General features: G+C 60.3%; 5 protein-coding genes and 1 pseudogene. 3 read left to right on the forward strand and 3 right to left on the reverse strand.

All coding sequences use genetic code 11. From position 1 onward, the window contains the following. Positions 1-164: 164 nt before the first annotated feature. Both GL284_RS20925 and GL284_RS20930 read left to right on the forward strand, forming a co-directional pair. Positions 165-935: a protein NO VEIN domain-containing protein gene (locus tag GL284_RS20925; RefSeq protein WP_155046347.1), complete on the forward strand. Its 771-nt coding sequence runs from the start codon at positions 165-167 to the stop codon at positions 933-935. A gap of 17 nt (positions 936-952) precedes the next feature. Beyond that, a complete protein-coding gene (locus GL284_RS20930) occupies positions 953-1,771 on the forward strand; it encodes a hypothetical protein (protein WP_155046344.1) in 819 nt (272 codons plus the stop codon). Between the two features lie 245 nt (positions 1,772-2,016). Here GL284_RS20930 and GL284_RS20935 read toward each other — a convergent pair whose 3' ends face one another. The 3 genes from GL284_RS20935 to GL284_RS20945 all read right to left on the reverse strand — a co-directional run bounded on the left by GL284_RS20935 (position 2,017) and on the right by GL284_RS20945 (position 6,225). Beyond that, a complete protein-coding gene (locus tag GL284_RS20935) occupies positions 2,017-4,467 on the reverse strand; it encodes a TonB-dependent siderophore receptor (RefSeq protein WP_155046345.1) in 2,451 nt (816 codons plus the stop codon). A gap of 100 nt (positions 4,468-4,567) precedes the next feature. Further along, complete coding sequence (locus GL284_RS20940) at positions 4,568-5,506, reverse strand: FecR family protein (RefSeq protein WP_155046346.1); 939 nt, start codon at positions 5,504-5,506, stop codon at positions 4,568-4,570. Then, positions 5,506-6,225, reverse strand: a complete 720-nt coding sequence (locus GL284_RS20945) for an RNA polymerase sigma factor (RefSeq protein ID WP_341870525.1) — start codon at positions 6,223-6,225, stop codon at positions 5,506-5,508. Before GL284_RS20945 ends, GL284_RS20940 begins: the two co-directional genes overlap by 1 nt. A 249-nt stretch (positions 6,226-6,474) precedes the next feature. Here GL284_RS20945 and GL284_RS21740 point away from each other — a divergent pair. Then, a pseudogene (locus tag GL284_RS21740) lies at positions 6,475-6,633 on the forward strand (integrase); the annotation flags it as partial. Positions 6,634-6,764: the final 131 nt, after the last annotated feature.

Genomic DNA, 6,764 nt, shown 5'->3' on the forward strand with positions numbered 1-6,764 from the left:
CATGAGCCTTGAAACGCTCGCCCGTGTGACCGACAATCCAACCGTCAGGCTGCCCGCCGTGGCCACCTGAACAAGCCCTGACCTCTCCGAGGGTCGGCGCTCCTACACCACGCCGCGGGGCACTATCTCAGGAAAACGATGCGGTGGTCGCCGCCTATTTCTCGATGCTCAGTGATGAGCTATCGGGCCGGTCCTACAACAAGGCTGCCCAGAACAGGCTGCTGCAGGAACAGATTGACCGCAGTCGCGGATCGGTAGAGTTCAAACTTGCAAATATCTCCGCCGCCTTCCAAGGCTTCGGCCTGCCGATCATCACGGGTTACAAGCCGCGCTTCAATTTCCAGATGTCATTGGCCGAAGCCGTATCGCGCCGGCTTGCCCAGCATCCGGAATGGGAGCAGGCGCTTTATCGCCAAGAGGTCGCGCATATGGCCGAACTGCCGCCGCTCTTTGTCGGGGTCGCGCCGACGCTGCGCAACGCGCCACCCCCTGAGGAACTGGAGCAGATGCAGCGGATCGCGCGCCGCTTCGATGTGGCTGGCCGTGATGAACGCAATCGCAGCCTGGGGCGCGCCGGTGAGGAGCGGGTCTTTCACAATGAACGCGCGTTGCTGCAGCAGCACGGACGGGACGATCTGGCGCGACGCGTTCGATGGGTCGCCTTGGAGGACGGCGATGGCGCGGGCTATGATATTGCTAGTTTCATGCCCGACGGCCGTGAGCGTCTGATCGAGGTCAAGACGACTAATGGCTGGCAACGTACCCCTTTCCACATCTCGCGCAACGAGCTCGAAGTCGCAAATGAGCGTCGCGATAACTGGCATCTGTTCCGGCTCTACGAATTTGCCCGCGCGCCCAAAGCCTTCAAGTTGCGGCCACCGCTCGATGCGCATGTTTCGCTGACCGCCACCAGTTTTCAGGCCAGCTTCCAATGACGAATGGGTCTCGCTATTTGACCCATATTCAACTTGTTACAGCCGTCATGAGCGCGCTAAAGCATGCAGGCGATGCTCTTACGGCTGCGGATCTAGGCGAGGCTCAGCACTTTGAGGTCGATCGCGAGATCTATATTGCGGCAGGCCGCTTTGTCTGGGAGCTCACCGAGGGATCAGAGTTCTTTGTCGACAGCATTGCGATCCCGCCAGCTAATCCTGCCACGTTTCGGCTTGGAGACGAAAACAGCATCTTTCTTATGATATCGGCAGGACAGGTTGTTATCGTCACTCATATCGGCGCAAACGGAGCAATATACCGTGAATTTCATTGGCAGCCAGGGACAAACAGGATCGACACGCGGTCAACGTTTGAACCGCAGACCGAGGAAGTTCGATTTCAGCTCCACCTCACCGCTTTGTCCCTATCGATGATGCTGACTCTGATCAACAGTCCGAAGCTTGTCGAACTAACGGGCGGCGGCCAGCGGCAGGAACGCCGTGCGGCGAACAGATCGCTCAGGCTACCGGTGAACGCTTGGCACAAAGTTGTTTGGAGAACTGCTGCAGGCAGAAAATTCGCGGCAACCGACAACGACGAACATGGCGCAAAAATACCTCTCCACTATCGGCGCGGCCACGTACGAACCGCGCAGAGCCATTTTGCCGCGGCTTTTGAAACCACTTTGACTGACACTGGCTGGGCGCAATGGATCGACGGACGATGGGTCGGAAACCCGGCTTTCGGGGTCAAGAAGGCAGTTCATGCCCCTACTCTTGATCGGCATGGGTTGGCGGATTTCATGAACAGAAAGCAGCAGCGGCGAGGGTCATCATAGCGCGCTATTAACCGGGTCTCGCGCGTTTATGCTGACTCGTCCGGCCCTTTGCGGCCAGTCGGTCGCGACGGGTGCTGCGCCGCCGCAATCGCCGAAGCTGCCTCTCAGACATGGTGCAGCAAAATAGCCGTTGTGATTGCGGCTAAAGCGACCTGCGACGCAGGTTGGGTTGACTTGCGCGGCTTGCAGAACGCCTGCCACGCTTGGTGATATGTCCCCCCGTCTCCAAGGGGACATGCCTTGTCTTAGAACTGGTAATCCAAGCTTAGCGTTGCATTGCGCGGCGCGCCGTAATTGCCGGTGGCATAGGTTTCGTCGATCGAGGCCAGATATTTGCGATCAAACAGGTTTTCGATGTTCAGACTGACCGCCAGACCATTCTGGAACTGATACCGCCCCATCAGCCCGACGACCGCATATGAACCCTGCCGTGCAGTGCCTGTGACAGGCCAGGTCCAGGTGTTCTCGATGCTGCTTTGCCAGCGCAGGTTCGCGCCCAAGGTCAAAGGCGTGCTTTCAAACGCATAGACCCCGGACAGTTTCAACGAATGGCGCGGCGTCACGGTCGAAATCGCCAGCCCGTCACCGTCCTTGGCAGTCGTATAGGCATAGCTTGCGGCCAGATGGATATTCGGGCGCACCTCTCCCGACAGCTCCATCTCGAAACCCTTGCTACGCGTCCCGTCGATGGATTTATAGGGGTTGCTGCCATCGGGCAGTTGATAGGTCACGCTGCGGTCACGGACCGGCAGATTGTCCTGTTCCAGCAGGTAAATTGCCGCCGCAAAGTTCAACCGGTCATCGGCAAAGCTGGCTTTGGTGCCCAGTTCATAGTTCGACCCGGTGGTGGGTTCGACGATGCGGTTGTCCTTGTCGCGATAGCTGGCCTGTTTGAAAACGCGGGTATAGCTGCCATAGAGCGACCAGTTGTCATTCAGATCAAAGGTCAGCCCCGCATAGGGGATCCATTCGCCATTGCGGCTGATCTGTTGATGGGTCCTTGTGCCGCTATCCAAGGTTTCGGTGGTATAGTCGTAATCATACCAGACCACACGTGCGCCCGCGATCAGGTTCAGCCGATCCGTCAGGCCAAACCGACCCGAGCCATAGGCTGCAATCTGATCGATCCGGGTGTCGCTGATATAGCTGATATAGCCCGCCTGCTGGACCAGATTGGGCACATAACCATCCCAGTCAAAGATGGATCCGGTGATCGGCTGATAGTCGATCTCGGTCCCGTCAAGCGCCGAATAGGCTTTGTGATTGTCCTTGCCCCAATTGCCGGTAATGCCGAACCGCAGATCATGGCTGCGCCCCCACAGATCCACCGGGCCGGATGCCGTCAGTGACAGGGCGGTCTGTTCCGTGTCAGTATCAGCATAGCCACCCACGGTCTGCACACCGTAACCCTGTGGATCGGGCGACCCCCATGATGCCGAGGCGAGATAACCCTTACGCTCGGCCCGGTAAAACGACAAATCGCCCACTGCCTGCCAGCCGGAACCAAATTCATGCGCATAGCGCAGGAACGCGGTCTGCATGGTCTGGGTCAGGGGCAAATCGCCGCCGCCCGCGTTCACGCTGGTGTCGTAATCTAGCTGGGAGCCGTCATTGGCGACCAGCGGCAGGCCCCCGAACTGGTGGTTGCGGGTGCGCGTGCGCTGGAAGTCATAGCCCGCACTGAACGTGCCGGCATCGCCCACATCAGCCTCAATGGTGCCAAACAGCACCGTCTTGCGGCGCTCATAGCGGTCCAACCATGAATCGCCCTGTTCATGCGCGGCGACAAATCGGCCCCGGATCGAGCCGTCGGCGTTCAGCGGGCCGCTAACATCCAAATCGGTGCGGACCGTGTTCCAGCTGCCTGCGGAAAAGCGCAGCTTGGTCTGTGGCGTGGCGGTGGGCGTCTTGCGCACCATATTGACCACGACCGAAGGTTCGCCCGCGCCCGCCATCAGGCCGGTGGCGCCGCGCAGCACCTCGACCCGGTCATAGATCGCCATGTCGGACATGCTGGGTCCGGACCCGTATTGGATGCGATACCAGACCGGCAGGCCGTCAACCATGTAAGTCGGACTGGAAAAGCCGCGGGCATAGACGCTGCGCCGTTCGGTATCCATCGGCATGACGGTGATGCCCGCGGTATCCTCCAGCACCTCGGAAATGGTGCGCTGGTTGCGGTCGTCCATCTTTTGTCGTGTCGCGACGCTGATCGACTGCGGCGTTTCCTTCATCGTCAGTGGCAGGCCGGTCGCGACGGTCGTCAGGCCGGTAGTATAGCTGCCGGTGCCTTCGGTCACGGCACCGCCGGCATCAAGCCGGATTTCGTCCAGAACGACCGTGCCCGGGGTCTGGACGTCAGGCGCCGCAGTCGGTTGGGTCAGCGAAATTGCGTTCGGGCCATCCACACGAAACCCAAGACCCGAGCCATCCAACAACTGCTGCAAGGCATCGGTCGTCGTCATCTGACCAGAAACGCCGGGGCTTTGACGACCTTGCACCAAGGCGGTGTCATAAAGCACCTGCACCCCGGCATCGCGCGCGAAACGTAAAAGCGCGCCGTTCAGGTTTTGCGGACGGATGTCAAAGCTGCGGGTCTGCGCCGCCTCTTGCGCCATCGCTGTCGGTTGCTGCGCGACAATCGCCCCACCGCCAAGCGCGGCGATCAGGGCGATACGGCTGATCTGTCTGTTCATGGTCCCTCTCCGATATTTTGCCCTCACTGAGGCGCGGATTCAGGAAAAGGACGAATCTGCGGCGCAATCCGGTAATCCCGCAGCGGATTTTTTTCCAATGTCAGTAAATCACCGTGAGCAGCGGTGGTACGGAACGATGACGCAGCCCCAATTCATCGGCGATGCGGTCAACGGCGTGGGTGATATCGTTGGTATGAAACACGCCGCTGACCCGGCGCGCCGCCAGATCCTTGCCGTGCAGAATGATGCGACCGTGGCGATAGCGGTTCAACTCGGCCACCACCTCGGCCAAGGGGCGGTCGTCAAAGACCAGTTCGCCCGAACGCCACGCATTCGCGAAATCCACATCGCGCGCCACTGGCTGGGGAATGGCATCGGGCCGGGCCTCGACCCCCATGCCTCGGGACAGCACGACGGGCTTTGCAGGCCCTGCTACCGGGGCCACGCGGACGCTGTGTTCCGTGACCAGAACGTCAACTTCTTCGCCGTGCAGATCGACGGAAAACTGCGTGCCCAAAGCGGTCACGCGCACACCGCCCGCCTGAACCACGAAGGGTCGGCCCGATTGCTGCGTGGCAGGCGCTGCGGTGAAATAGGCCCGGCCCTGCAGCAGGCGCACCAATCGCTGATCTACGTCGAAATCCTCGGCCAGCGCCGCACCCGAGGACATTTCCGCCCGGCTGCCATCCGGCAAGGTCACCACCAAGTTCTGACCGATGGCCGCAATATGGTCGGCTTTCAACCTGATCCGCAGATCGTCCTGCCAGAACCACAGCGATGCCCCCGCCGCCAAAGCCAGCATGGCAATCCGACCGGGCCGGCGGTGGGGGCGCAGATCCTGCGGGCGCATCAGCCCCAGTTGGCCCCATGCCCGTTCGGCTTGCTCGAACGCGGCGCGATGTGGGGGCGCGGCATCGCACCATTCATGAAAGCTGGCTTTCGTTGCCTCGGTCAGGTCGGGATCGGCCATGCGGATCACCCATGCCGACGCCTCGGCCTGAATCTTTGATGGCGCGCTTTTTCTGGATTGTCCGCCCATCAGCCGTCCTCATCATCCTGTAACCGCTGCAGCACTTCGAATAGCGCACGCGCCAGATGCTTTTGCACCGAGCTTTCCGACAGGTCCATGCGATCAGCCACGTCGCGATAGGTCAGCCCGTCGATACGGTGCAGGATGAAAATCCGCCGCGTCTTATTGGGCAAGGCAGCCAATGCTTGCGCAAAGATGCGCAGCCGCTCACGGTCAATCAGCACGCGCTCTGGGCCCGGACGTGGATCGGCAATCGCCGCGATCGTTTGGCTACCGGTCGTGTCGGTGCGCCGCCGCTTTTGCAGGCGCAGGTGATCGACGGCAACATTGCGCGCGACCCGGTAAAGATAACTGCGCAGATTTTCGGGATTGCCGCCCGCCTGCACCGTCGCAAAACAGCGCAGGAACGCGTCCTGTGTCAAATCCTCGGCCAGATCGGCATCGCGCAATATCCGTGCCAGATATAAGCGGACGTCACCCCGATGGCCGCGATACAACCTGTCCATCCCCATGTGCTGCAATTTAATACCCCATCCCGCCAATCGCGTGAACATCGGATGGCGGCGCAGGGATGCGAGGTGGCTGACCGATTGCAGCCTGCCTAAATCAGCGGTGCGACGCTGCAAAGTCAAAATTGTAGTGCACAGGTCGGTCGAGTTGAGATGCACCAGCAGGCTTGGGATCGCCAGACCGACCGTCAAAAATGGGCTTCCCGCTTTCAGTGCCACGGAAGTACGCCCCCGAACGACATGATGCGGCATAGCAACCGGAACATTCAGCTGGTTTTCCCAACACACCACGACAACAAGTAGGGCCGGAACACGAAGCCGTACGTATGCCTGAGCGGCAACTGTGGTACCATGGCGTCTGTCGGATCATCCGAAGTCAGGGTGGGCTCGGGGGCAGGAGATATTGCCATGTCCGCCGATTTCTTGCCTGCACCCCGGCCTGAACACCCCGCGTAGAACAAGGGGCGTATCATCGGTCAGAAGCCCCCCCTGCTGCTTAAACATGTCTGGTCTATTCGCGTCCGCCTCGAAATGGCGGATAGCCGACGAGATCTTGCGCTATTTAATATGGCCATCGACAGTAAGCTTCGTGGCTGCGATCTTGTTGGTTTGAAGGTCCGCGATGTGTTCGTGATAGTGCCCCGCGGCGTGGTGTAGGAGCGCCGACCCTCGGAGAGGTCAGGGCTTGTTCAGGTGGCCACGGCGGGCAGCCTGACGGTTGGATTGTCGGTCACACGGGCGAGCGTTTCAAGGCTCAT

The sequence above is a fragment of the Paracoccus shanxieyensis genome, assembly GCF_009711265.1.
Taxonomy (GTDB): domain Bacteria; phylum Pseudomonadota; class Alphaproteobacteria; order Rhodobacterales; family Rhodobacteraceae; genus Paracoccus; species Paracoccus shanxieyensis.

What these genes read in the sequence shown, in the direction of transcription:
- GL284_RS20940 (WP_155046346.1), bottom strand. Translation starts at nt 5,506, where the DNA reads ATGGGCGGACAATCCAGAAAAAGCGCGCCATCAAAGATTCAGGCCGAG.
- GL284_RS20935 (WP_155046345.1), bottom strand. Translation starts at nt 4,467, where the DNA reads ATGAACAGACAGATCAGCCGTATCGCCCTGATCGCCGCGCTTGGCGGT.
- GL284_RS20925 (WP_155046347.1), top strand. Translation starts at nt 165, where the DNA reads ATGCTCAGTGATGAGCTATCGGGCCGGTCCTACAACAAGGCTGCCCAG.